Raw genomic sequence first — 23,667 nt, 5'->3', positions numbered from 1 at the left:
ACAGGCTATCAGCGGCCACGCTGAGGGGATGGCGTCAGGCGAGCTTGGCGCGGCGGCGTGCCGAGAGCTCGTCGCCGGGCAGCTCGGTGGGCGCCTCGTCGTCGCCGCCCATGCGCTCGCTCGGGATCTCGAGCAGCGAACCCTCGACCTCGCGCCACACGCGACCCACGGCGATGCCGAAGACCCCCTGGCCTCCCTGGACCAGGTCGATGACCTCGTCGGCCGACGTGCACTCGTAGACGCTCGCGCCGTCGCTCATCAGGGTGATCTGGGCCAGGTCCTCGACCCCGCGCTCGCGCAGGTGCTGGATCGCGACGCGGATCTGCTGGAGGGAGACACCGGTGTCGAGCAGTCGCTTGACCACCTTGAGCACCAGGATGTCGCGGAAGCCGTAGAGCCGCTGGCTGCCGGAGCCGGCGGCGCCTCGCACCGACGGCTCGACGAGCCCGGTGCGGGCCCAGTAGTCCAGCTGGCGGTAGGTGATCCCGGCGGCGCTGCACGCGGCGGGACCGCGGTAACCGATGTCCTCGGACAGCTCGGGCAGGTCGTCGTCGAAGAGCACGCCTTGGGCGCGAACCGGGGTCTTGCCCTCGTCCGTCGTGGCGTCCACTGCGCCCTCCTGCTTCACCGTCGGCCCGACCGATGCGACCGGGAATGACACCGGTGTGCTACCGGTGATGTCTTCGACGCTACGGCGACCTCCCCCGGGGGTCAAACATCTCGCCCGCGAGGAGGGCGCGTGTCGGTAACGATCAGGTCGCGGACTCAGTCCTCGCCCGGCGCCTCGAAGTCCTCCGGGGACACCTCGTCGAGGAACTCCTTGAACTTGGCCACCTCGTCCTCCTCGTCGTCGGACGACTCGATGCCGACCTCGTCGAGGACCTCGTCGGTGGTCACCACCTCGGCGCCGGTGCGCAGCGCGAGAGCGATCGCGTCCGAGCTGCGCGAGGAGATCTCCGTGCCGTCGTCGAGGACGAGGGTGGCGTGGAAGACCCCCTCGAGTACGGCGTCGATGCGCACCGTCGTCAGCTGGCGGTCCAGTGCGTCGATGACGTTGACGAGCAGGTCATGGGTCAGCGGCCTCGGCGGCTCAACCCCCTCCTGGGCGTAGGCGATCGCCGTGGCCTCCGCGGCCCCGATCCAGATCGGCACGTGACGACCGCCGTCACGCTCCCGCAGGAGCACGATGGGCTGGGAGGTGGGCATCTCCACGCGGACACCGAGGACGTCGAGCGGCTTCACCCCCACACCGTATCCCTCCGGGTCAGGTGCCGTCGTCGAGGCCACGTCGCACCAGCGCGACGTGGAGCTCGAGGCAGTCCTCGACGACCTGTCGCTGCACCCTCTCGTCGTCGAGCCCGGCGGCGTCGGCGCCGCGGCCCCGCAGGGCCTGCTGACCCAGGACGTGCTCGGCGAGACCGAGCTCGCGCTCGGCGGCACTCTTGAAGGGACGCAGGTGGCGCACGTCGATGCCCGCGTCGACGAGTGCCCCGCAGGCGCGAGCCACCTCGAGATCGGCGGCGTCGAAGTGGTCGCGGGACTTGGGCAGCAGCCCGTAGGCGATCAGCTCACGGAAGGTGCCGGTGTCGATGTCGGCTGCGTGCTGCAGCTCGATGGCCGTCAGCCGAAGGGGGCGGCCCCGGTCACGTGGACCGAGCCGCCCACCCGCGGGCTGGTCGTGCGTCGGCGCCACGACCGCCCCGTCGTCGGCGACGTCGAGACCCCGGTCGAGGGCGTCGAGACGCTCCCTGATGACCTTGAGCGGCCAGAAACGGTCCCGCTGTGCCGTGAGGACGTAGCGCAACCGGTCGACGTCGTCGGCCGAGTACTTGCGGTAGCCCGACGCCGTGCGGGCCGGCGTCACCAGGCCCTCGCTCTCGAGGAAGCGCACCTTGCTGATCGTGAGGTCGGGGAAGTCGCCCTCGAGCCGAGCGATCAGGGCCCCGATCCCGATGCGGTCATCAGGCAATGTCAGCTGGCGGAGCTGGCGTAGTAGACGAGGCGGAACTTGCCGATCTGGACCTCGTCGCCGGTGCGCAGCGCAGCCTGGTCGATGCGCTCCTTGTTGACGTAGGTGCCGTTGAGCGAGCCCACGTCGCGCACCCCGAAGCCCTGCCCGTCGCGGGAGAAGACCGCATGCTTGCGCGAGACGGTCACGTCGTCGAGGAAGATGTCGCTCTCCGGGCCACGACCGGTGGTCACCTCGGCGTCGTCCAGCAGGAATCGCGCCCCGGTGTTGGGACCACGCAGCACGATGAGCAGCGCCGTGCCGGGGTTGAGCGCGTCGACCGTCGCCTGCTCGTCGCGGGTGAGGTGGTAGTCCGAGTCCGGCAGGTCAGCCGGCAGGCTGCTCCCCACGCCGGTGAACTGCTGGGTCGCCGGGTCCTGTCGTGCGGGCTGGTTGTCGTTGTTGCCGCTCATCCAGCGCTCCCTCCTGTCGTGTCCGTGGTCAAGCCTACGTGACCGGCCCCACGTCGGGCCGGTCACGGTCGTGCGCGTGCGTCAGCCGATCTCGGCCTGGTAGGCGGCCGCGTCGAGCAGACCGGAGGTGTCGGCACCGTCGCCGAGCTGCAGCTCGTACATCCAGCCCTCGCCGTAGGGGTCGGAGTTGACCAGCTCGGGGGTGGCGTCGAGGGCGTCGTTGACCGCCGTGACCGTGCCCGGGAGGGGCGCGTAGAGGTCGCTCACCGACTTCGTCGACTCGACCTCGCCGCAGGAGCCGCCGGACTCGACGGCGTCACCGACCGCAGGGAGGCTGACGTAGACGACGTCGCCGAGCGCCTCCTGCGCGTAGTGGGTGATGCCGACGCGCACCGTGCCGTCACCCGTCTCGCGCACCCACTCGTGGTCGGTCGTGTACCGCAGGTCCTCGGGGTAGGTCACGTCGCTCATCTCTCTCCTCGTCGAGCCCGCATCAGTTCGAGCCGTCGGTCGGCTCCGGGACGGGCTGAGCGTAACGAGGCGACGAATCCGTGTGCAACGCCTCGACGTTGATCGACTCGTACTCCCGGATCGTCAGCTCTCCGCCCTTGCTGCGCACCGACTCCGACACGCCACCGGGAATCTCCATCGCCGAGCTCATCGTCTGCGGGTCACCGATGACCGTGAAGGTGTAGGGCTTGTCGAGCGTCTTGCCGTCGGCGATGACCCCGTCGTCGCCGTCGCGGAACCAGGTGCTGGCCACGATGCGCACGTCGCCCACCTGCATCGCCTCGGCTCCGGCGTCGCGCAGCTCCTGCACGGCGTCGAGCAGTGCGGCCGCGTCGACCGCACCGTCGGCGTCCTCGATCGTCAGGGTGATGCCCGGGCCGGTGGCGCGCTCGGTGCCCGCGAGGATGCCGAGGGTGTCGGCCCGCTGCTGCGCCGCCGCGATGGCCTCGGGCGAGTTGCCCTCGCTCGAGGCCAGCCCGTCGCGGGTCGTCTCGAGCTCGTTGATCTCGTCGTCGAGCCGGGTGCCGTTCTGCGTCACGTCGTCGAGGATGCGCACCAGCTCGTCCTGCCGCAGGTCCTCGAGGCCCTGCGACTGCGTCTGCCGCACCTGGGTGGCAATCGCGAAGCCGAGCAGGCAGGCGAGCAGCAGCGCGAAGGCATTGGCCCGCGTGGCCCTCGGCCGGGCCATGAGGTAGACCCGCCGCCAGGCGCTCGTCGACGCCACGGTCTCGTCGCCCTCGGGCTCGGGCGTCTCGGGTGTGGTGCTCATGCCTTGAAGAGGTGTCGTCGGATCGAGGCCACGTTGGAGAAGATCCGCACGCCGAGCACGACGACGACACCCGTCGACAGCTGCGAACCGACGCCGAGCTGGTCGCCGAGGAAGATGATGAAGGCGGCGACGACGACGTTGGACAGGAAGCTGACGACGAAGACCTTGTCGTCGAAGATGCCGTCGAGCGTCGCCCGCACGGCGCCGAAGACGGCGTCGAGGGCGGCGATGACCGCGATCGGCAGGTAGGGCTGCAGCCAGATCGGGACGTCCGGCTGCAGGACCAGGCCGAGGACGATCCCGACCACGAGTCCGAGGGCGGGGATCACGAGGTCTCCTTCTCGAGTGGAACCACCTTGGGCGGGGTGCGTCCCTCGGGGACGACCGTCGCCTCACGGGTGCTGACGTTGACGGCGCTGGGCAGGTGGAGCTCGTCCTGCGTCGTCAGGGAGGTCTGGATGCCGTAGTTGGACTCGAGGCCGGTGAGGTAGGACCCGGCGACGCTCTCGGCGAAGCGCGTCTGCATCTGGCCGGAGTCGCCGATCGCCTCGATCGTGTAGGGCCTGGTGAGCGGCCGAAAGTTGACGAGGATCGCCTCGCCTGCGAAGCGGATCGCGGTCCTGGAGGTGAGCCGCTGGCCGTTGATGCTGATGGCCTCGGCCCCGGCGTCCCACAGACCGTTGGTGATCAGCTGCATGTCCTTGGACTGGACCCGGCCCTCGTTGCTCACGTTGGTCCGGGGGTCCCCGTCGGCGCTCGTGCCCCCACCCGGCGCGTCGTCGAGGGTGATGCGCAGGCCAGGGCCCTGGACCGCCACGAGTCCGCTGGCGACCCGGCGCGCGTCGAGCTCCGCCTGGCGGGTGCCGACGAGGTCGGGGTCCAGCCGTGCGGTCGCGGCGTCGACCTCGCGTTGCAGGGTCCGCGCTCGACGGTCGCTCTTGTCGACCTCGGCCTGCTTGTCCTCGATCTGCTGGATGAGCTGGGCCCGGGCCTCGGAGCGGGCCCCGTCACGATCGCGAAGGGCGGCGGTGCTGATGCCGATGACCAGCCCGATGAGCAGCAGCCAGACGAGCAGCAGCGGTCGGCGGGTGCCGGTCGACGCCGGCAGCCCCTCGGCTCGGCGCTTGTCGGCGGCCGCGGCGTAGCCCGGGTCGAGGGGACGCTCGAGCATCGAGATGAGCAGGGTCATCGAGGCATCGCGGCGACGCTCGGGGTGGGCGACCCCCGACGCGTCGGCGTAGTCGACCTCGTCCTCGCCGAGGTCCTCCTCGGCCATCCGCTCGGGAGCAGGGCGCCGGCGGCCGCCGTCTGGTGCGTCAGGTCGCACGTGCTGCTCCTCTCGTCCGACGCGCAGTGGTGACCTCGAGACCGTAGATGGCGATCGAGATCCAGTACAGCCACACACCCCACCACGCGAAGGCCCAGCCGAGTGGGAGGGCGAGGTCCGCCAGCGTGCCGCGCCCGTCGGCGAGCAGCAGGAGGGGGAAGGCGTACAGAAGGTTGAGGGTTGCGGCCTTGCCCACGAAGTGGACCGGGATCTGCGCCCGCACCTGCCGACCGGCCACGAGCAGCAGCACGGCCAGCACGGCGTCCCGGGCGACCAGCAGCACGACGAGCCACCACGGGATCACGTCGCGCCAGGCGAGTGCGACCACCGTGGTGAGGATGTAGAGGCGGTCCGCGAGGGGGTCGAGCAGCGCACCGACGCGTGAGGTCATGCCGAGGGCTCGCGCGAGCTTGCCGTCGAGGTAGTCGGTGATGCCCGAGGCCATGAGCGTGATCAGCGCCAGCCCGTCGCGCCCGGTGAGGATGGCCCACAGGAAGAGCGGGACACCGAGCAGCCGCAGCAGCGACAGCGCATTGGGCAGGGTGAGGACCTCGTCGACCCGCCAGGGGCCCTCTCGCTCCTCGACCGCACCCACGTCGCCAGCGTAGGCGCTGCGGTCGATGCCAAAGTAGACCCATGGACCGCCGCGTGCTCACCCTCGACGAAGCCACCTGCCGGCGCCGCACGAGCATCAAGTGGCGGCTGCACCCCGAGGACGTCCTGCCCCTGTGGGTCGCCGAGATGGATGTCCTGCCGGCGCCCGGCATCGCCGACGAGCTCGCCCGGATCACCCGCGACGGCGATCTGGGCTACCCGGTCAACGAGCCCTACCTCGAGGCCCTTGCGGACTTCTACCGCGAGTGCGGCGCCGACGTGGACCCGGGCCGCATGCGCCCGGTGGCGGACGTCATGTCGGGCATGAAGGCGGCGCTCGCGGTGATGACCGACCCGGGCGACCCGGTCTACATCGCGGTTCCTGTCTACCCGCCCTTCCACGCGGTCGTCGCCGAGCTCGGCCGTCGTCTCGTCACCGTCCCCCTGACCGAGGAAGGTCGCCTCGACGCCTCGGCCCTCGAGGAGGCCTTCGCCCGGGACGGGCGCGGGGCCCTGATGCTCGCCAACCCGCACAACCCCACGGGGGTCGTCCCGACCGCCGACGAGCTGCGTGCGGTCGCCGAGGTCGCCGATCGCCACGGGGTCCGCGTGGTCAGCGACGAGGTCCACGCCCCCCTGGTCCTGCCGGGCGCCTCCTTCACCCCCGCTCTGGCGGTCCCCGAGGCGCAGGGATGGCTGTCGGTGATCTCGGCAGCGAAGGGGTGGAACCTCGCCGCGGTCAAGGCGGCCGGCATCGCGGCGGGCACCGCCGCCGACGACCTCCTCGCGGCACTGCCGGAGGATCTCGGCTACACGACGAGCCACCTCGCCGTCCGGCTGCACACGGTGGCCCTCGAGCAGGACCGCTCGTGGCTGGTCGACCTCGTCACCGACCTCGATGCCAACCGCACCCTGCTGGCCCAGCTGCTCGAGCGTCACCTGCCGTCGGTGCACTGGCGGCCCGTCGAGGCGACCTACCTGGCCTGGCTCGACCTGCGCGAGCTGGACCTCGGCGACGACCCTGCGGTCCGGCTGCGGCAGGACGCCCGGGTGGCCCTGATGTCCGGACCCCCCTTCGGCGCCGGCGAGGGTCACGCGCGGCTGAACTTCGCGACGTCGCCGCAGATCCTCGAGGAGGCGATCCTGCGGATCGCGGCCAGCCTCCAGTGACCGAAGGGAGGGGCCCGGCCACGCTCCCTTCGCGAAGGTCACGAGGTGGCCCGGATCACGATTCGACGAATACCGTTGCAGCGCAACGGAATTCGAGACCCGTGCCGAACCCTGATTTGATCTGTCAGCAGGTCACGTTAAGTTGAAACAGGTGACCGCTGACGACGAGACGACCCTCCCGACCGACCAGCAGTCCCCCTTCGTGCTGCGCCGACCGACCCTCGAGGACGGTGGCGCGATGTGGCGCGTGGCGCGGGACTCCCAGACGCTCGACCTCAACTCCTCCTATGCCTACCTGCTGTGGGCGCGGGACTTCGCCGCGACCAGCGTCGTGGCCGAGCGCGACGGCGCGGTCGTCGGCTTCGTCAGCGGATACGTCCGCCCCGACTCCCCCGGCACCCTGATGGTGTGGCAGGTGGCCGTCGACGCCGACCAGCGGGGCCACGGCCTCGCCGGGCGGATGCTCGACCACCTGGCAGCCGCGGTCCCCGGCGTGACGATGCTCGAGACGACCATCACGGACGACAACGAGGCCTCGCGCGCGCTGTTCGCCCGCTTCGCCCGCACCCGTGACGCCCAGCACGAGGAGACCGACCTCTTCGTGAAGGCCCACTTCCCCGACGAAGGGCACGACCCGGAGGTGCTGCACCGCATCGGACCGTTCTGACCCGGCCCCACGACAGCTGAGCCCCAGTCCCCCTTCGACCAAAGGACCTGACATGACCAACCCCGCCACCGAGATCTTCACCCAGCGCGAGTCCGAGGTGCGCAGCTACTGCCGCAACTGGCCCGTCGTCTTCGACACGGCCAAGGGCGTGCACCAGACGACCGAGGACGGCGAGGTCTACACCGACTTCTTCTCCGGTGCCGGCGCGCTCAACTACGGGCACAACAACGACGTGCTCAAGGAGGCGCTCCTCGACTACGTCTCCCGCGACGGCGTGACGCACTCGATGGACATGCACACCAAGGCCAAGCGCGACTTCCTCGAGACCTTCACCGAGGTCATCCTCGAGCCGCGAGGCCTGACCCACAAGATCCAGTTCCCCGGGCCGACCGGCACCAATGCCGTCGAGACCGCGCTCAAGACCGCGCGCAAGGTCACCGGCCGCGAGGAGATCGTCTCCTTCACCAATGCCTTCCACGGCATGACGCTCGGCTCGCTCGCCGTCACGGGCAATGCCTTCAAGCGCGCCGGTGCCGGCACGCCGCTCTACCACGCGACCTCGGCCCCCTACGACGACTACATCGTCGGCGAGACCTCCGACTTCGCCTGGCTCAAGCGCATCTGGGCCGACAGCGGCTCGGGCCACAACCTGCCCGCCGCGGTCATCGTCGAGACGGTTCAGGGCGAGGGCGGCCTCAACGCCGCCCGCGGCGAGTGGCTCAAGGAGCTCGAGGCCCTGTGCAAGGAGCACGGCGTCCTGCTGATCATCGACGACGTGCAGGCCGGCTGCGGCCGCACCGGCACCTTCTTCTCCTTCGAGCCCTTCGGTCTCGACCCCGACATCATCACGCTGAGCAAGTCCATCTCCGGCTACGGTCTGCCGATGGCGCTGACACTGATGAAGCCCGAGGTCGACGACTGGGAGCCCGGCGAGCACAACGGCACCTTCCGCGGGCACAACCCGGCCTTCGTCACCGCGACCCAGGCGCTGCGCACCTATTGGACCGACGACGCCCTGGAGCGCAACATCGCCGACCGCGCCGCCCAGCTGCGTGAGCGGCTCAAGGTCCTCGCCGGCCTCGCCGAGGGCAGCGAGGTCCGCGGCCGCGGGCTGCTGGCGGGCGTCGCCTTCGCCGACCACGAGGTCGCCGAGAAGATCGCCAAGGCCGCCTTCGCGCGCAAGCTCCTCGTCGAGACCTCGGGTCCCGACAGCGAGGCGGTCAAGGTCATGCCGCCCCTGACGATCACCGAGGAGGAGATGGCCGCCGGCCTCGACCAGCTCGAGGACGCCGCCCGCGAGGTCCTCGGGGCACCGGCTCGCACCGGCGCCTGATCCCCCTTCGCCCCACCGAACTGCACCACGAGACAAGGAGATCCGCATGAAGGTCCTCAACGTCAACGACCTCGACGGCACCGAGTACGACGTCACGCACGGCAACTGGCAGAGCCGCCGGATGGTGCTCGCCAAGGACAAGGTCGGCTTCAGCTTCCACATCACGATCCTCAAGGCGGGGACGTCCTCGGAGTTCTGGTACGCCAACCACGTCGAGGCGGTCTACGTCTACCAGGGCAAGGGCACGCTCCTCGACCGCGACACCGGCGAGGAGTACGTCCTCGAGCCGGGCGTCATGTACATGCTCGACGACGCGGACAAGCACACCGTGACCGTCGAGGAGGACATCCACTGCGCGTGCGTCTTCAACCCGCCGGTCACCGGTCGTGAGGTCCACGACGAAAACGGCGTGTACCCGGTCCTCACCGAGGACTGAGCACTCCCCCGGCTCCGGCCGACGAAGGGGGCGGACCCGGTGTGGTCCGTCCCCTTCGCGCTCTCCCGACGAGGACGGGATCAGTGGTGACGCAGGGCGTCGATGAGCTCAGCCTTGTCCATCGACGACCGCCCCTCGATCTCGAGCTCTCTGGCGCGCTCGCGCAGCTCGTCGACGCTCCAGTCGTCGTACGACCCGGACTCGCCACCGCGGCGCCCGACCTCTGAGCGTGAGCTGTTGGCCGCGGCGTTGGCGATCCTCGCCGCCTTCTCCTTGCTCGCTCCGTCGTCGCGCAACTCCTCGTAGAGCTCGTCGTCCTTGACGCTCGGGCCTGGTGTCCGCTCGGGCATGGTGTGCTCCTCTCATGGTCACGTCAGACAGTCCTACCCCCGCCCCCGAGTGACATGCACCGGGCGGCATGATCCACCTGCGGTGGGGTAGATGGGCAGCATGCACCACTCCACCGCCGGACCGCACGCCGACCCGACCGAGGGGGCGCGGTGACCGCTCAGCCGACGGCACCCAGCACGTCGAGCATCGCGGCGTTGAAGGCCGGCAGGTCGTCAGGCTTGCGGCTCGTCACGAGCGAGCCGTCGGTGACCACCTCCGGGTCCACCCACGTCCCGCCGGCATTGCGCACGTCGGTCTGCAGGCTCGGCCACGACGTGAGCGTGCGGTCGCGGACCGCGTCCGCCTCCACGAGCATCCAGATGGCGTGGCAGATCGCCGCGACCGGCGCCCCAACTGGAACGACCTGCTGCAGGAGTTCCGGGTCCTGAAGACCGGGGTGCAGGTGCTTGGGCACCGGCTTCCTCGAGTTCCCGGCCGCCTACATGATGGGCGCCTGCGTCATCGGCATGATCGCGATGCTCTTCGTCAAGGAGACCGCCGGCGGTCGCTGAGCCACGACCGGAGCACGAAGGGAGGTGACCGCGGCGAGTCCGCCGATCACCTCTCTTCGTCGATCTCTAGACTCTCCCTGTGACCGGTCCTGAGTCGCGCTCCGCCGCGCAGCCCCGCCTCCTCGCGGAGGCGGCGCGCATGCGCGCGCACATGCGCACGGTGCGCCACCCCGGGACCAACGGCTGGATCAGCACCTGGGGCACCAATGCCCACGGGGAGATCGCCGGCTGCCCGCCGCCGAGCGGCTGACGTGCCACACGTCGCCACCAGCCCCCCTCCCCTCGCAAGACAGGTCGTCACGCATGTCCCAGACCCCCCCAACCACGAGCCGTCTGGCTCCCCACGAGCTGTGGCGCGGCGTGCACGCCACGGCGCAGAGCGACGCCGTCGGCGGAGCGCTCCTGCTCGGCGCGACCGTCGTCGCCCTCCTCCTGGCCAATACTCCCGCCGCTGATATCTACACCGCGGTCCGCGACTTCACCGTCGGCCCGCACGCCCTTCACCTCGACCTGACGATCGGCGAGTGGGCGGCCGACGGGTTGCTCGCGATCTTCTTCTTCGTCGTCGGCCTCGAGCTCAAGGAGGAGTTCGTCGCCGGCAAGCTGCGCGACCCGCGGCAAGCGGCGCTACCCATCGCCGCGGCCTTCGGCGGCGTCGCCGTGCCGGCCCTGGTCTTCGCCGGCATCGCCATCTCGTCCGACTCGGAGGGAGCGCTGCGCGGGTGGGCCATCCCGACCGCAACGGACATCGCCTTCGCCGTCGCGGTCCTGGCCGTCGTCGGGCGGTACCTGCCCCCAGCGCTGCGCGTCTTCCTGCTCACCCTCGCGATCGTCGACGACCTCATCGCCATCACGATCATCGCCGTGGTCTACACGCAGGGCCTGCAGCTGCAGTGGCTCCTGCTCGCCCTCGTGCCCCTTGCGGCCTTCGCGGTCCTCGTCCAGCGCGGCGTCATCACCTGGTGGGTGCTCGCGCCGCTCGGCGTCCTGACCTGGGCGCTCGTCCATGCGTCGGGGATCCACGCCACCGTCGCCGGCGTACTCTTGGGCTTCACCGTCCCCGTCGTGGCGACTGAGCGCGCCCGGGTGCAGAGCTCGACCGACGAGGACGGCACCCCCATCTACGACGGACTGACCGCCTACTTGGCCGACCAGTGGGGAGTCTTCACCACCCTCGTCGCCGTCCCGGTCTTCGCCTTCTTCTCGGCAGGCGTCACCGTCGGCGGGCTCGAGGGCTTCCGCACCGCCATGCAGGACCCGATCACCCTCGGCATCATCGCCGGCCTCTTCCTCGGCAAGCCGATCGGGATCACCGCCACGGCCTTCCTGTTGAGCCGCCTGCCGGCCTTCCAGCTCGACGACTCGCTGCGCTGGCCGGACATCATCGGCATGGGTTTTGTCGCCGGCGTCGGCTTCACCGTCTCGCTCCTCGTCGGCGAGCTCGCCTACGGCGCTGCGAGTGTCGCCGAAGAGCACGTCAAGATCGGCGTGCTCCTGGGCTCGCTCGTCTCGGCGCTCGCCGGGGGCGGCGTCCTCGCGATGCGCAGCCGGGCCGCCAAGGCCGCCGGGGCGCAGCCGGCCTGACCTGCTCGCTCTACCTCAGGCGGCCAGAGCCGTGAGCAGCTGGCTCTCGGCCGTCTCGAGGTAGGCGAGCAGCGACTCCTCCGCCTCGGCCCAGCGGCCGGCGTCGAGGAGCTCGACGAGCTCACGGTTGTGAGCGAGGTAGGGCTGGTGGAAGGTGCGGGGGTCGTCCATCGCCGCGAAGACCAGCCGCATCTGCGCGAGGACCTGTCGCATCGCGTCGTCGAGCCGGCGGATCCCCGCCAGCGCGGTGAGCTCGGCATGGAAGTGCATGTTGGCCGAGCCCAGCGCCCGCCAGTCGCCGTCGGCCGCGGCGCGCCCCCCTTCGTCCACGGCGGCACGGACGCCGGTCAGGTCGCCGCCCCGCTCGGCCAGGCGTCGGACGGCAGCGGTCTCGAGGACCCGGCGGAAGGCGTAGAGGTCACGCACGTCAGTGGCCCCCAGCGAGCGGACGAAGACGCCGCGGTTGAACTCGCGGACGACGAGTCCCTCGTGGCCGAGCAGGTGGAAGGCCTCGCGAAGGGTGTTGCGCGAGACGCCGAGCGCTCGCCCGATGCGCTCCTCCGACAACCGCACCCCCGGGCGCAGATCGCCCTCGATGATGCGGGTGCGCAGCGCATCGGCCACCTTGTCGGTCGCGCTCGCGCGCCCCATCTGCTCGCGCTGCGCCTCCAGCGCCGCGACCCAGTCGTCCGCCATCCCGCTCACCCCTTCGTCACCGGCCTGCCGCGACTCTAGCCGATAAGGGTATTGCAGGATTGTTGAACAATCGCTAGTTTGGCGGATCGGGAGCACACTGAGGTGGTCCCGTGAGCGACAGGAGAACCCCGATGACGCAGGCTCCCAACCCCGACACCCAAGACGACGGATCGGTGATGCCGCCCTCCGGCACGGCCGCGACGGCCACGAAGGGGGCTCTCCTCGGGGCGATGTTCCTCATGGCCACCAGCGCGATCGGCCCGGGCTTCATCACCCAGACCACCGTCTTCACCGCGCAGCTCGGCGCGGCCTTCGCCTTCGCGATCGTCATCTCGATCATCGTCGACGTCGCCGTGCAGCTGAACGTCTGGCGCGTCGTCGGCATCTCCGGCCTGCGCGCCCAGGACCTTGCCAACAAGGTGATCCCCGGCTTCGGCTACGTGCTGGCCGGACTCGTCGTCTTCGGCGGGCTCGTCTTCAACATCGGCAACATCGGCGGTACCGGACTGGGCGCCAATGCGATGCTCGGCGTGGACGCCAAGATCGGCGGCGCCGTCTCCGCCCTCGTCGCCATCGGCATCTTCGTCAGCAAGCGTGCCGGTGTGGCCATGGACCGGATCGTCGTCGTCCTCGGTGTGCTGATGATCGCGATGGTCGCCTATGCGGCCGTCGCGACCGAGCCGCCCTACGGCGAGGCGCTCAAGCAGGCCGTGCTGCCCGACAAGGTCGAGTTCCTCATCATCACCACCCTCATCGGCGGCACCGTCGGCGGCTACATCACCTACGCCGGCGCCCACCGCATCGTCGACTCCGGCATCACCGGGCCCGAGCGCGTCGCCGAGATCAGCCGCGGCTCGATCACCGGCATCCTCGTCACGGGCGTCATGCGGGCGCTGCTCTTCCTCGCGATCCTCGGTGTCGTCGTCGGTGGGGTCAACCTCGTCGGTGTCGACAACCCGCCCGCCGTGGCCTTCGAGTCGGCGCTCGGCAAGGTCGGGCTGCACATCTTCGGCGTCATCCTCTGGGCCGCGAGCATCACGAGCGTCATCGGGGCGTCGTACACCTCGGTCAGCTTCCTCACGACCTTCAGCGAGACGATCAAGCGGCACGCCCAGTGGGTCGTCATCGGCTTCATCGTCTTCTCCGCGGCCATCTACCTCTCGCTCGGGCAGACCCCGGCGACGCTGCTCGTCCTCGCCGGTGCGCTCAACGGCCTCATCCTCCCCTTCGGCTTCGGCATCGTCATCTGGGTGGCGCTGATGCGACGCGACCTGCTCGGCGGCTACCGCTACCCCAAGGTCCTGGCCTACGTCGGGCTCGTCGTGTGGCTGCTGACGATCTACCTCGGCTACGAGTCCTTCAGCGGGATCGTCGACCTCTGGCAGCAGTGAGGCCCGGGACCGACCGCGACGCACGACGAAAGGAGCAGATGATGCAGATCGACCTCAACGCCGACCTCGGCGAGAGCTTCGGCAGGTGGTCCCTCGGCGACGACGACACGATGCTCGAGGTGGTGACGAGCGCCAACGTCGCCTGCGGGTTCCACGCCGGGGACCCCACGGTCCTGCGGCACAGCTGCGAGGGCGCGGCGGCGCGCGGGGTCGCCATCGGGGCCCAGGTCGGCTATCGCGACCTGGCCGGCTTCGGGCGCCGCTTCATCGACGTCGTGCCGGCCGAGCTCACCGACGACGTGCTCTACCAGATCGGGGCGCTCGAGGCCTTCGCCCGGGTCGCCGGGACGCGGGTGCGCTACGTCAAACCGCACGGCGCGCTCTACAACGCGATCGTGCACCACGAGGAGCAGGCGGCCGCGGTCGTCGAGGCCGTCGTCCAGTACGACCGCAGCCTGCCCGTTCTCGGGCTGCCGGGCTCGGCGTGGCTGCGGCTCGCCGAGGAGGCCGGGCTGACGACCGTCGGCGAGGCCTTCGCGGACCGCGCCTACACACCCGAGGGCAGGCTCGTCTCCCGCCGCGAGCCCGGGGCCGTCCTGCACGAACCCGACGAGATCGCCCAGCGATGCGTGCGCATCGCGACCGAGGGAGAGGTCGTCGCGGTCGATGGCAGCGTCGTCCCGGCACCCGCCGGGTCGCTGTGCGTCCACGGCGACAGCCCCGGCGCGGTCGAGATCGCCCGACGCGTCCGGGCGGGGCTGGACGCGGCCGGGGTCGGCGTGACCCCCTTCGCCGGGGAGCCGAGGTGAGGCTCATGCCGGCAGGTGACACGGCCCTGCTCGTCGAGCTCGCTGATCTCGACGAGGTGCTCTCCCTGTATGCCCGTCTCGACGAGGACCTGCCCGACGGGGTCGTCGACCTCGTCCCGGCCGCGACGACCCTCCTGCTGACCATCGACCCGCGGGTCACCGACGTCGAGGGGCTGGCGCGCCGGGTCTCGGGCATCACCGTCGGCAGCCACGAGCGGGCGACGACGGGCGAGGTGGAGATCCCGGTCGTCTACGACGGTGAGGACCTGGCCGAGGTCGGTCGGATCACCGGCCTCGGCGAGCGGGGCGTCATCGAAGCGCACACCGGGTCACCGTGGACCGTCGCCTTCTGCGGCTTCGCGCCCGGCTTCGGCTACATGGTCGGCGGGGACGAGCGGCTGCGGGTGCCGCGCCGCGACAACCCGCGCACGCGGGTGCCGGCGGGATCGGTGGCGATCGCCGGCGAGTTCGCCAGCGTCTACCCCCGCGAGTCCCCCGGCGGCTGGCAGCTCATCGGCCGCACCGCGCTCGAGGTCTGGGACATCGGCCGGGAGCCGCCCGCACTCCTCGTGCCCGGCACGACCGTGCGCTACGTCGAGGTGTCGTCGTGAGCACCGGGGCAGTGACCGGGACGCGAGCGCTCGAGGTGGTCGCCACCGGGCCCCAGGCGACGGTGCAGGACCTCGGCCGCGTGGGTCTGGCCGGACTCGGGGTCGGCCGCTCCGGTGCCGCCGACCCCGCCTCGCTGCGGCTCGCCAACCGGCTCCTCGGCAACCCCGAGGGCACCGCCGCACTCGAGGTCACCTTCGGTGGCCTCGAGGTGCGGGCCCTCGGCGGCATGTGGGTCGCGGTCACCGGCGCGACGACCCCCGCGACCGTCGACGGGCAGCCCGTGGGGCACGCCGCCGTGACCTGGCTGCCGGACGGTGCCTCCCTTCGCCTGGGGGCGGCGACGGCGGGGCTGCGCAGCTATGTGGCAGTCCGCGGCGGCATCGACGTCGACCCGGTCCTACGCTCGCGGTCCACCGACACGCTCGCGGGCCTCGGGCCCGCGGTGCCCTCCCCCGGCACCCTGCTCCCGGTGGGGCGGGCTCCCTTCGCGGCACCGGTCGTGGACGTGGCCCCCGTGGCCGCGCCGACGACGGGCGAGGTCCGGCTGCGGGTCGTGCCGGGTCCGCGTGACGACTGGTTCGTCGCGGACGCCCTCGACACACTGGTGGGCGGCGCCTACGAGGTGACCTCGGAGAGCGACCGGGTCGGCATGCGTCTGTCCGGCCCCCGCCTGGAGCGGGCCCGCGACGGCGAGCTCAAGAGCGAGGGCATGGTCCCGGGCGCCCTGCAGGTGCCCCCGTCTGGTCAGCCGACGCTCTTCCTCGCCGACCACCCCGTCACCGGCGGCTACCCCGTGATCGGGGTCGTCGTCGCGGCGGACATCGGGCGGGCGGCCCAGGCCCAGCCCGGCCAGCAACTGCGTTTCGAGATCGAAGGGAGTGTCCGCCGTGGCTGACCTCGTCCCGGCCACCCTGTCCCCCACCGAGGCCCGCGCGCGGTTCCGCGACGGGCTGTCGGTGCCGACGTCCGGGTGGAGTGCCGGCTGGACGCAGGCCAACCTCATCGCGGTGCCGCGTGAGCAGGCCTACGACGTCCTGCTCTTCGCCCAGCGCAACCCCAAGCCCTGCCCCGTCCTCGACGTCACCGAGCCGGGCGAGGTGGCCTGCGAGATCTTCGACGGCGACCTGCGCACCGACCTGCCGGGCTACCGCGTGTACGAGCACGGCGAGCTCGTCGACGAGGTGACCGACGTGCGCGACCTCTGGCGCCCGGACCTCGTGGCCTTCCTCATCGGCTGCAGCTTCACCTTCGAGGCGGCCCTGCTCGAGGCCGGCGCCCCCGTGCGGCACATCGAGACCGGCAGCAATGTGCCGATGTACCGCACCAACCGTCCGTGCCGCTCGGCCGGATCGATCGGCGGCCCGCTCGTGGTGTCGATGCGACCGATGCCCGCGGACCAGGTCGCCACCGCCGTCAGGGTGACCTCTCGCTACCCCGCCGTCCACGGCGCACCCGTCCACGTCGGCGACCCGGCTGCGCTCGGCATTCGCGACCTCGGGTCGCCGGACTTCGGCGACCCGGTGCCCGTGCGCGACGGTGAGGTCCCGGTCTTCTGGGCCTGCGGCGTGACCCCGCAGGCGGCGATCATGCAGTCCCGCCCGCCCTTCGCCATCGGGCACGCTCCCGGGATGATGGCGATCACCGACGCGCGCGACTCCGACTACCTCGTGCCCTGACATACCCCTTGGTCCTTCGGCGCACTATTGTCGGCACCGGCCCCAGACCCGCCGTCGCGCCGGCATCACTCGTCGAACCAGAAGCCCCGGTCGCCGAACCAGCTGCCGTAGCCGCCCGCGTCGCTCCCGCGCCCGGGGTGCCGCGCGCCGAGGTAGGAGCCGACGACCGCAGCACCGAGGTCGTCGAGCTCGGGCGCCACGACCCGGCCGTCCGCCCGCCGGGCGAGTGACTCGATGAAGCGCGCGAGACCGGGGTCCTCGCCCAGCCTGAAGAAGGTCGTCTGCGCCCCGAGCCGGCTCACCGCGTCGAGCTCGCGGACCGTCCTGGCGATCGTCAGGGGGTGCGGCGGGTAGTCGAAGAAGGTCTCCCCGTGCGGCTCGAGGTGCGCGGTGGGCTCGCCGTCGGTCACGACGAGCAGCACGGGCTGCGCGTTGGGGTGCTTGCGGAAGTGCCGGTGCGCCAGGAGCAGTCCGTGGTGGAGGTTGGTCCCCTTGTCCCAGAAGGCGTCGAGCGCGGTGAGCTCCTCGATCTCCATGACGCGCGCGTGCCGACCGAAGGCGATCAGCTGCAGGTGGTCACCGCGGAAGCGGGTGCGGATCAGGGTGTGCAGCGCCAGCGCGGTCCGCTTCATCGGCACCCAGCGTCCGTCCATCGCCATCGAGAAGGAGGTGTCGACGAGCAGCGCGACGGCGGCCTGGGTGCGCGCCTCCGTCTCGGCCACCTCGATGTCATCGGTCGTGATGAGCCGACCACCGTCGGCGCCGGCACCCGCCCGGCGCAGCACGCCGTTGAGCACGGTGCGCGGGATGTCCCACGGCTCGGTGTCGCCGAAGGCCCAGAGCCGGGTCGCTCCCGAGCGCTCCCCCGCCGCGCCCGCCTGTCGCAGGTCGCGCTGGCCCTGACGGCCGGACATGCGCTGCGCGATGTCACGGAGCAGGGCCTTGCCCAGCTGACGCATGGCTTTGGGCGTCAGCCGCAGGCGTCCCTCGGAGTCCCGGCGCAGCGCCCCGCTGCCGCGCAGGGCCTGCTCGAGCTCGCGGAGCGCACGGGCCTCGACAGCGGCGTCCTCACCGAGGAGCCGGGCGAGGGCGTCGAGGTCGATGTCGTCGAGCCGTGCTCCGCCGTAGGTCTGCGACACCTGCTCGGCCAGGGCATCGAGGCTCGCGATGTCCTGGAGCATCCCGGTCCCGTCGCCCAGGCCCAGCCCCTGGTCACCGCCGAAGCGCTCCGACCCGCTCCAGTCCTCTCCCGGACGCATGGCCTGCAGGTTGCCGTCGAGCTGCCCCAGTGCCTCCATCAGGTCGGGCGAGCCGAAGGCCTGCGCGGACAGCTCCATGAGCTCCTGGCGCTGCTCGGGCGTCATCGAGGCAAGCATCCGCTGGGCTGCGGCGGCTCGCTGGGCCAGCGCGTCGACGAGCTCGTCGATGTCCTGAGGCCCTTCGGGGAAGAAGTCCCCGTGCTGGGCCATGAAGTCGTCGAAGTCCTGCGGCGTGTCCTCGCCGCGCTGGTGCTTCTCGAGCAGGGAGTTGAGATCGCGCAGCATCTCCCCGACGGCAACGCGGTCCTCGTCCGTGGCCCCCTCCAGCGCCTGCTTCATGCCGGCGAAGCGCTGGTCGAGCACCTCCCGACCGAGCAGGTCCTTGATCTGCTCGTAGTCGGCCCGCGCCTGCGAGGACTGCCACGGGTAGTCCTGCAGCTCGCTCACCGCCGCGGCCGTGGACGAAGGGAGCCCGTCGAGCCTCATCTCGGCGAAGGCCCGGTCGGTGTCGTCCATCTGCACGTCCCGGGCCAGCTGCCCCCGCTCCTCGAGCACGGCGCGGTCGAGCAGCTCGCGCACCTGCTGGAGGGTGCCGTCGAGGTTGTGCCGCTGCAGCAGCTCCCGCCGCTGCTCGTGGATGCGTCGGGACAGCTCGTCGAGCCCGATCCGGTCGGACGTGCCCCGGCGCAGCAGCTCCTGCAGCGCCCGCTCGGGCGAGGAGCCGCCCATGACCCGCTCGCCGATGTCGTCGAGCGCCTCGGCGATGTCGACGGGCGGGGCAAGCGGGTCACCCCCGGCGTAGCGACGAAATCGACTGCGGCTACTGGCCATACACGGTCTCGCCCCCAGCAGAGTCCTTGCCGACCTTGCGCGCCAGGTAGAGGCCCTCGAGCGCGAGCTCGGCGGCTGCGGCCCGCTGACCGTCGGTCTGCGCGTCGAGCCGCTCGAAGAGCTCCTCGTAGACGCGCGACTCGCCGAGTGCGGGCAACCCGTCGAGGAAGTCCCGTGCGCTCACCTGCTCACCCGTGGCGATCTCGGCACCCTCCTCGATCGCCGTGACGAGCGGGCCGAAGTCGATCCCCCGCACGAGGTGCCGGACCGTGTCGGCGACGGCGGTGCGCAGCAGGTGCGTGAGGACCTCGTGCTCTCGGCCCTCCTCGCCGCTCTCGAACTCGATCTTGCCGCCGAGGACCTCGACCGCGGTCTCGAGGTCGACGATGCGGGCGACGGCCTCCCCTTCGTCCTGGCGGGCTGCGCGGTGCAGGGCGGACGCCGCGATCGTCTCCGCGCCCGCGATGGTGAAGCGGGCGCTCACGCCACTGCGCTGGTCGACCGAGGAGGACTCGCGCAGGTTGCGGGTGAAGCGGGCGAGGATCTCGACGAGGTGGTCGGGCACCTCCGCCACCAGCTGCGCCTCCTGGCGGGTGACGGCGACCTCGGCCTCGAGCTCCTGCGGGTAGTGCGTGCGGATCTCGGCGCCGAAGCGGTCCTTGAGGGGCGTGATGATCCGGCCGCGGTTGGTGTAGTCCTCGGGGTTGGCGCTCGCGAGGACGAGCACGTCCAGCGGCAGGCGCAGGACGTAGCCGCGGACCTGGATGTCGCGCTCCTCCATGACGTTGAGCATCGCGACCTGAATGCGCTCGGCGAGGTCGGGCAGCTCGTTGATCGTCACGATGCCGCGGTGGCTGCGCGGGATGAGTCCGAAGTGGATCGTCTCGGGGTCGCCGAGCGAGCGTCCCTCGGCGACCTTCATCGGGTCGACGTCGCCGATGAGGTCGGCGACGGAGGTGTCGGGAGTGGCGAGCTTTTCGACGTAGCGCTCGTCGCGGTGCCGCCACGTGATGCGAAGGGAGTCCCCCTCGGCCTCCGCGCGACGGCGGGAGGCGTGCGTGATGGGCTCGTAGGGGTGCTCGGCGAGCTCTGAGCCCTCGATGACCGGGGTCCACTCGTCGAGCAGCCCGGCGATGGTCCGCAGCAGGCGGGTCTTGCCCTGACCGCGCTCGCCCAGCAGGACGATGTCGTGCCCGGCGAGCAGGGCCCGCTCGACCTGCGGGATCACCGTGTCCTCGTAGCCGTGCAGGCCCGGCCAGGGGTCCTCACCGGCACGCAGTCGGGCCAGGAGGTTGTCGCGGATCTCGACCCGCAGGGGCTTGGCCTCATGACCAGCGGCGCGCAGCTCGCCGACGGTCGAGATGGTGGGGGCGGCAGTCGCGGTGCTCACCCTCCGCAGACTAGACCCCTTCGCTGTGGGCAGATCTGCTGCAGGCGGAATCCCGCCGGCATCCGGACGACCCAGCGCGACGGTGGAGGTATGAGCGAGACACCCACCCCTTCCCCCTTCGACGACCGAGCCCGACGCGAGCTGATGCGGCAGCGCGTCCTCGTCCTCGACGGCGTCCTCGACGACGACAACGGCACGCTGCTGATGTCCCAGCTGATGTCACTCGCCGCCGACGACCCGACGAGAGACATCGCCCTGTGGATCCACTCCCCCGGTGGCGCCGTCCCCGCCATGCTCGCCATCCGCGACATCATGCGGCTCGTGCCCAATGACGTGAGCACGCTGGCGCTCGGGATCGCTTGCAGCGCAGGCCAGTTCCTCCACTCGGCCGGCACTGCGGGCAAGCGGCGGGCGCTCCCGCACTCGCGGATCCTGCTGCACCAGGGGTCGGCCGGCATCGGTGGCACGGCCGTCGACGTCGAGCTGCAGGCCGACGACCTGCGGCACACGCGTGACACGGTGCTCGGGCTCATCGCCGACGACACCGGCCAGCCGCTGGAGCGCGTCTTCGAGGACTCCCTGCGCGACCGCTGGTACAGCGCGCAGGAGGCGCTCGACTACGGGTTCGTCGACGAGATCGTCACCAGCTACGCCGACGTCGTACCGGGCGGCCGCACACCCACGGGCTTCCGCGGTGGCCTCGTCGGGAGCACCCGATGAGCACCTACCCGATCCCCAACGTCATCGCCCAGCACCCGCGGGGTGAGCGGGTCCTCGACGTCTACTCCCACCTGCTCGCCGAGCGGATCATCTACCTCGGCACGGCCATCGACGCGGGCGTGGCCAATGCCCTCATCGCCCAGCTCATCCACCTCGAGGCGGTGGCCCCCGAGAGCGACGTGCAGCTCTACATCAACTGCGAAGGGGGTGACCCCAGCGCGATGCTCGCGGTCCACGACACGATGCGCTACATCCGCCCCGATGTCGCGACCACCTGTGTGGGACAGGCGATCTCGGTAGGGGCTGTGCTCCTTGCGGCGGGCGCGCCGGGCAAGCGGTCGGCGCTCTCCCACGCCCGGGTCGTGCTGCACCAGCCGTCGGCCCAGGGCAGGGGGCCGATCCCCGACCTCATCCTGCAGGCCGACGAGCTCGTCCGGGTCCGGGCCGACATCGAGGGCATCCTCGCCCGGGCCACGGGGCGGACGACGGAGCAGCTCCGGGCCGACACCGACCGCACCCGGGTGCTCACCGCCGCGGCAGCGCTCGAGTTCGGGATCGTCGACGAGGTGATCGACGTGCGGTGAGCTCAGGCGGCCAGGGCGAGGGCGGAGGCGCTCCCCCTCGTCCTGGTCGGTGCCTGCAGCGACTCGGCGACCGAGAGAGTGAGGTCGAGCAGCGTGACGTCGAGGGCCCCCGCGACCGCGGCGATCATCTCGCTCGACGGCTCCTTGCGCCCACGCTCGATCTCGGAGAGGTACTGCATCGAGATGCCGGCTCGCTCGGCCGTCTCGTCGAGGGTGTCGCCCCGCTCGTGCCGCAACGCGCGCAGGCGCTCGCCGAGGGCCTCACGCCACAGGGGCTCGGCCGTGCGTCGTCGTCGCTGCAGGAGGGCGCGCTCGAAGGGGGTGGGGTCGCGGTGGGTGTTCTCGGCGGTCTCGGCCATGACTCAGCGTAGGCCTGCGGAAGGCTGACAGCGCTCGCTTCTGCTCAGAGCAGAAGCCAGCAAGGCGAGGTGATTCCCTACGGAATGGCCGGTCGCTCCCACCCCCACCCACGGAGATCTTTGCCCTCCCCGGGGAATGACTGAAGCCAACCTCGGTCTCCCGAGATCGGCTTCATGTCAACGGATTTCCGTCCGTCGGGCTGACAGTGTGCTGGCTCAGGACATCGGAATGGGGTGTCTCGAGTCATTGGAATAGGGGTGTCTCACGACATCGGCATGGGTGTGGTCCTGATGCTGGGGCATGTCGAAACGTCGTCTCGTGATCACCGCGGTCCTGGCCGGCCAGTCACAGTCCGAGGTCGCCCGGACCTATGGCGTCTCTCAGGGCTGGATCAGCAAGCTGATGGCCCGCTACCGCGCGGAGGGCGAGCAGGCCTTCGAGCCTCGCTCCCGCCGCCCCGCAACCTCCACGAACGCGACCCCGCAGGCCACGGTCGACCTCGTGCTGCAGCTACGTGACCAGCTGAGCGCGCAAGGCCTGGACGCCGGCGCCGAGACCATCGGCTGGCACCTGCGTCACCACCATGACGTCACGACCTCCCGGGCCACGATCAACCGCATCCTGACCCGAGCTGGACGCGGGGTGCCAGAGCCGAAGAAACGCCCGAAGTCCTCCTACATCCGCTTCGAAGCCGAGCAACCCAACGAGACCTGGCAGTCTGACTTCACGCACTACCGGCTGGCCACCGGCCGCGACGTGGAAATCCTCACCTGGCTGGACGACCACTCCCGCTGCGCGCTGCACATCAGTGCCCACACCCGAGTCACTGGCCCGATCGTGCTGGCCGCATTCCAAGCCGCCATCGACGAACACGGTTGCCCCGCAAGCACGCTGACCGACAACGGGATGGTCTTCACCACCCGACTGGCCGGCGGCCGCGGCGGCAAGAACGCCCTCGAAACCCACCTGGCCGCCCTGGGCGTGACCCAGAAGAACTCCCGACCCGCACACCCCACGACCTGCGGCAAGGTCGAACGCTTCCAGCAGACGATGAAGAAGTGGCTACGCGCCCAAGCCGAACAACCCGCCACCGTCCAGGCCCTGCAAACCCTGATCGACGACTTCCGCGACGAGTACAACAACCGACGCCCCCACCGATCCCTACCGCACCGCGCCACCCCCGCCACCGCGTACACCGCCCGCCCCAAAGCCGCCCCCGGCACCCCCACCACGACGACCCACGAACGCGTACGCACCGACAAGATCGACAAATCCGGCGTCGTCACCCTGCGCCACCACGGACGCCTGCACCACATCGGAGTCGGCCGAACCCACGCCGGAACCTACGTCCTGCTCCTCGTCCAAGACCTCGAGATCCGCATCATCAACGCCGCCACCGGCGAGATCCTGCGCGAGCTGACCCTCGACCCCACCCGCGACTACCAACCCACCGGCCGAAAACCCGGCCCACAAAAGCAATAGCCGGACCTACAAAAACGTAGGTCCGGCTATGCCGATGTCCTGAGACATCACACCGTCGGGCTGACAGTGTGCTGGCTCAGGACATCGGAATGGGGTGTCTCGAGTCATTGGAATAGGGGTGTCTCACGACATCGGCATGGGTGT

Annotated in this window: 30 protein-coding genes; 15 read left to right on the top strand and 15 right to left on the bottom strand. The window is 70.9% G+C overall.

All coding sequences use genetic code 11. From position 1 onward, the window contains the following. Nucleotides 1-34: 34 nt before the first annotated feature. From NYE39_RS02425 to NYE39_RS02385, 9 genes are all read right to left on the bottom strand, one after another. Nucleotides 35-610 carry a MerR family transcriptional regulator gene (locus NYE39_RS02425; RefSeq protein WP_094078824.1) on the bottom strand — a complete coding sequence of 192 codons (576 nt, stop codon included), beginning with the start codon at nt 608-610 and terminating at the stop codon, nt 35-37. A 155-nt stretch (nt 611-765) separates the two neighbouring features. Then, entirely contained in the window at nt 766-1,242 is a 477-nt protein-coding gene (locus NYE39_RS02420; protein ID WP_192912137.1) for a bifunctional nuclease family protein, read from the bottom strand. Nucleotides 1,243-1,264: 22 nt separating this feature from the next. After that, nucleotides 1,265-1,969, bottom strand: coding sequence for a transcriptional regulator FtsR (ftsR, locus tag NYE39_RS02415; RefSeq protein WP_226283242.1), 705 nt, complete (start codon nt 1,967-1,969; stop codon nt 1,265-1,267). 2 nt (nt 1,970-1,971) lie between these two features. After that, a complete protein-coding gene (locus NYE39_RS02410; protein ID WP_185222169.1) occupies nt 1,972-2,421 on the bottom strand; it encodes an FHA domain-containing protein in 450 nt (149 codons plus the stop codon). Nucleotides 2,422-2,502: 81 nt separating this feature from the next. Continuing rightward, nucleotides 2,503-2,892 carry a glycine cleavage system protein GcvH gene (gcvH, locus tag NYE39_RS02405; RefSeq protein WP_072624552.1) on the bottom strand — a complete coding sequence of 130 codons (390 nt, stop codon included), beginning with the start codon at nt 2,890-2,892 and terminating at the stop codon, nt 2,503-2,505. A 22-nt stretch (nt 2,893-2,914) separates the two neighbouring features. After that, nucleotides 2,915-3,700 carry a DUF881 domain-containing protein gene (locus tag NYE39_RS02400; protein ID WP_072624551.1) on the bottom strand — a complete coding sequence of 262 codons (786 nt, stop codon included), beginning with the start codon at nt 3,698-3,700 and terminating at the stop codon, nt 2,915-2,917. Beyond that, nucleotides 3,697-4,029, bottom strand: a complete 333-nt coding sequence (locus NYE39_RS02395; protein ID WP_341011766.1) for a small basic family protein — start codon at nt 4,027-4,029, stop codon at nt 3,697-3,699. The genes NYE39_RS02400 and NYE39_RS02395 overlap by 4 nt, the downstream gene beginning before the upstream one ends. After that, nucleotides 4,026-5,027 carry a DUF881 domain-containing protein gene (locus NYE39_RS02390; RefSeq protein WP_125932812.1) on the bottom strand — a complete coding sequence of 334 codons (1,002 nt, stop codon included), beginning with the start codon at nt 5,025-5,027 and terminating at the stop codon, nt 4,026-4,028. Before NYE39_RS02390 ends, NYE39_RS02395 begins: the two co-directional genes overlap by 4 nt. After that, on the bottom strand, nt 5,017-5,622 hold the full coding sequence (locus NYE39_RS02385; protein WP_072624548.1) for a CDP-alcohol phosphatidyltransferase family protein: 606 nt from the start codon (nt 5,620-5,622) through the stop codon (nt 5,017-5,019). The genes NYE39_RS02390 and NYE39_RS02385 overlap by 11 nt, the downstream gene beginning before the upstream one ends. A gap of 41 nt (nt 5,623-5,663) precedes the next feature. On the opposite strand from NYE39_RS02385, the gene NYE39_RS02380 reads away from it, so the two are divergent. From NYE39_RS02380 to NYE39_RS02365, 4 genes are all read left to right on the top strand, one after another. Then, nucleotides 5,664-6,791, top strand: coding sequence for a MalY/PatB family protein (locus NYE39_RS02380; RefSeq protein WP_341011765.1), 1,128 nt, complete (start codon nt 5,664-5,666; stop codon nt 6,789-6,791). Between the two features lie 151 nt (nt 6,792-6,942). Further along, a complete protein-coding gene (gene ectA / locus NYE39_RS02375; RefSeq protein ID WP_072624546.1) occupies nt 6,943-7,458 on the top strand; it encodes a diaminobutyrate acetyltransferase in 516 nt (171 codons plus the stop codon). A gap of 52 nt (nt 7,459-7,510) precedes the next feature. Then, nucleotides 7,511-8,791 (top strand): diaminobutyrate--2-oxoglutarate transaminase, encoded by a 1,281-nt coding sequence (gene ectB, locus NYE39_RS02370; RefSeq protein WP_341011764.1) that lies wholly within the window; start codon nt 7,511-7,513, stop codon nt 8,789-8,791. 46 nt (nt 8,792-8,837) lie between these two features. Further along, nucleotides 8,838-9,227, top strand: a complete 390-nt coding sequence (locus tag NYE39_RS02365; protein ID WP_072624544.1) for an ectoine synthase — start codon at nt 8,838-8,840, stop codon at nt 9,225-9,227. 80 nt (nt 9,228-9,307) lie between these two features. On the opposite strand, the gene NYE39_RS02360 is transcribed toward NYE39_RS02365, so the two are convergent. Then, the gene (locus tag NYE39_RS02360) at nt 9,308-9,577 is read right to left on the bottom strand and encodes a DUF7218 family protein (protein WP_072624543.1); all 270 of its coding nucleotides are present in this window, start codon (nt 9,575-9,577) and stop codon (nt 9,308-9,310) included. A gap of 158 nt (nt 9,578-9,735) precedes the next feature. Continuing rightward, on the bottom strand, nt 9,736-10,032 hold the full coding sequence (locus NYE39_RS02355; RefSeq protein ID WP_192912136.1) for a DJ-1/PfpI family protein: 297 nt from the start codon (nt 10,030-10,032) through the stop codon (nt 9,736-9,738). Here NYE39_RS02355 and NYE39_RS17260 point away from each other — a divergent pair. From NYE39_RS17260 to nhaA, 3 genes are read left to right on the top strand one after another with little or no spacing between them, the layout of a single operon-like run. Next, a complete protein-coding gene (locus tag NYE39_RS17260) occupies nt 9,943-10,212 on the top strand; it encodes a DUF6328 family protein (protein ID WP_404813238.1) in 270 nt (89 codons plus the stop codon). The two genes, NYE39_RS02355 and NYE39_RS17260, sit on opposite strands and share 90 nt — an antisense overlap. Further along, nucleotides 10,209-10,379, top strand: a complete 171-nt coding sequence (locus NYE39_RS02350) for a hypothetical protein (protein WP_164513578.1) — start codon at nt 10,209-10,211, stop codon at nt 10,377-10,379. Before NYE39_RS17260 ends, NYE39_RS02350 begins: the two co-directional genes overlap by 4 nt. 53 nt (nt 10,380-10,432) lie before the next feature. Beyond that, nucleotides 10,433-11,713, top strand: coding sequence for a Na+/H+ antiporter NhaA (gene nhaA, locus NYE39_RS02345; RefSeq protein WP_341011763.1), 1,281 nt, complete (start codon nt 10,433-10,435; stop codon nt 11,711-11,713). A gap of 15 nt (nt 11,714-11,728) precedes the next feature. Here the strand turns inward: nhaA and NYE39_RS02340 are convergent, their stop codons facing one another. Then, nucleotides 11,729-12,409, bottom strand: coding sequence for a GntR family transcriptional regulator (locus tag NYE39_RS02340; RefSeq protein ID WP_072624540.1), 681 nt, complete (start codon nt 12,407-12,409; stop codon nt 11,729-11,731). 176 nt (nt 12,410-12,585) lie between these two features. On the opposite strand from NYE39_RS02340, the gene NYE39_RS02335 reads away from it, so the two are divergent. The 5 genes from NYE39_RS02335 to NYE39_RS02315 are packed head-to-tail and all read left to right on the top strand — an operon-like array spanning nt 12,586 to nt 16,897. Further along, a complete protein-coding gene (locus NYE39_RS02335; RefSeq protein WP_341013352.1) occupies nt 12,586-13,800 on the top strand; it encodes an NRAMP family divalent metal transporter in 1,215 nt (404 codons plus the stop codon). Nucleotides 13,801-13,838: 38 nt separating this feature from the next. Then, entirely contained in the window at nt 13,839-14,609 is a 771-nt protein-coding gene (locus NYE39_RS02330) for a LamB/YcsF family protein (protein WP_226283238.1), read from the top strand. A 5-nt stretch (nt 14,610-14,614) separates the two neighbouring features. Further along, nucleotides 14,615-15,220 carry a 5-oxoprolinase subunit B family protein gene (locus NYE39_RS02325; protein ID WP_226283236.1) on the top strand — a complete coding sequence of 202 codons (606 nt, stop codon included), beginning with the start codon at nt 14,615-14,617 and terminating at the stop codon, nt 15,218-15,220. Further along, nucleotides 15,217-16,116, top strand: a complete 900-nt coding sequence (locus NYE39_RS02320) for a 5-oxoprolinase subunit C family protein (protein WP_226283234.1) — start codon at nt 15,217-15,219, stop codon at nt 16,114-16,116. The genes NYE39_RS02325 and NYE39_RS02320 overlap by 4 nt, the downstream gene beginning before the upstream one ends. Further along, nucleotides 16,109-16,897, top strand: coding sequence for a putative hydro-lyase (locus NYE39_RS02315; protein ID WP_226283232.1), 789 nt, complete (start codon nt 16,109-16,111; stop codon nt 16,895-16,897). Before NYE39_RS02320 ends, NYE39_RS02315 begins: the two co-directional genes overlap by 8 nt. A 65-nt stretch (nt 16,898-16,962) precedes the next feature. On the opposite strand, the gene NYE39_RS02310 is transcribed toward NYE39_RS02315, so the two are convergent. Both NYE39_RS02310 and NYE39_RS02305 read right to left on the bottom strand, forming a co-directional pair. Next, entirely contained in the window at nt 16,963-18,987 is a 2,025-nt protein-coding gene (locus NYE39_RS02310) for a vWA domain-containing protein (RefSeq protein ID WP_192912133.1), read from the bottom strand. Then, nucleotides 18,977-20,377: an AAA family ATPase gene (locus NYE39_RS02305; protein WP_192912132.1), complete on the bottom strand. Its 1,401-nt coding sequence runs from the start codon at nt 20,375-20,377 to the stop codon at nt 18,977-18,979. The genes NYE39_RS02310 and NYE39_RS02305 overlap by 11 nt, the downstream gene beginning before the upstream one ends. A 90-nt stretch (nt 20,378-20,467) precedes the next feature. Between NYE39_RS02305 and NYE39_RS02300 the strand changes: the two genes are divergently transcribed. Both NYE39_RS02300 and NYE39_RS02295 read left to right on the top strand, forming a co-directional pair. Continuing rightward, complete coding sequence (locus NYE39_RS02300) at nt 20,468-21,097, top strand: ClpP family protease (protein ID WP_192912131.1); 630 nt, start codon at nt 20,468-20,470, stop codon at nt 21,095-21,097. Then, nucleotides 21,094-21,681 carry a ClpP family protease gene (locus tag NYE39_RS02295; protein ID WP_084451862.1) on the top strand — a complete coding sequence of 196 codons (588 nt, stop codon included), beginning with the start codon at nt 21,094-21,096 and terminating at the stop codon, nt 21,679-21,681. Before NYE39_RS02300 ends, NYE39_RS02295 begins: the two co-directional genes overlap by 4 nt. A 2-nt stretch (nt 21,682-21,683) precedes the next feature. Here the strand turns inward: NYE39_RS02295 and NYE39_RS02290 are convergent, their stop codons facing one another. Beyond that, nucleotides 21,684-22,040: a helix-turn-helix domain-containing protein gene (locus NYE39_RS02290; protein ID WP_192912130.1), complete on the bottom strand. Its 357-nt coding sequence runs from the start codon at nt 22,038-22,040 to the stop codon at nt 21,684-21,686. Nucleotides 22,041-22,341: 301 nt separating this feature from the next. On the opposite strand from NYE39_RS02290, the gene NYE39_RS02285 reads away from it, so the two are divergent. Beyond that, the gene (locus NYE39_RS02285; RefSeq protein ID WP_433955121.1) at nt 22,342-23,523 is read left to right on the top strand and encodes an IS481 family transposase; all 1,182 of its coding nucleotides are present in this window, start codon (nt 22,342-22,344) and stop codon (nt 23,521-23,523) included. Nucleotides 23,524-23,667: the final 144 nt, after the last annotated feature.

The sequence above is a fragment of the Janibacter sp. FSL W8-0316 genome (assembly GCF_038004165.1).
Lineage (GTDB): Bacteria > Actinomycetota > Actinomycetes > Actinomycetales > Dermatophilaceae > Janibacter > Janibacter indicus.
Note: the sequence above shows the minus strand (reverse complement) of the source record. Positions and strands in the feature narration are given on the sequence as shown.